At 71.2% G+C, this 274-nt stretch carries 1 protein-coding gene; it reads right to left on the bottom strand.

Going from position 1 to position 274, the window contains the following annotated elements; all coding sequences use genetic code 11:
- A partial coding sequence (locus SB822_RS56930) for a VOC family protein (protein WP_410859081.1) occupies window positions 1–240 on the bottom strand: 240 nt, incomplete at its 3' end.
- Window positions 241–274: the final 34 nt, after the last annotated feature.

The raw sequence follows: 274 nt of genomic DNA, 5'->3' as shown, positions 1-274 counted from the left end.
CAACGCCTTGGGCTCGAACTCGCGCCCGGCCTGGTGCAGGTTGATCTTCTGCCCGCCGAAGACCAGCGCCCTGCGCCCTTCGCCGAAGCTCACGACCTGCATGCCCAGCACCCGGGCGTAGAAGGCGCAGGTGGCCTCGACGTCGGCGACGGTCATCACCAGGTGGTCGATCCGTTCGATATGCACGTCAGGCTCCGGAAGCGGGGGCAGGCGCGGCCGCGGGCGCAGGTCGCGGATCATCGGCACCGCGGCGCAGGACCTGCGCGGCCACCAG

It is taken from the genome of Paraburkholderia sp. SIMBA_054, from assembly GCF_046534875.1.
In the GTDB taxonomy this organism is placed as follows: Bacteria; Pseudomonadota; Gammaproteobacteria; order Burkholderiales; family Burkholderiaceae; genus Paraburkholderia; species Paraburkholderia hospita.
The sequence above is the reverse complement of the archived record's forward strand: the minus strand, read 5'-3'. Positions and strand labels throughout refer to the sequence as shown.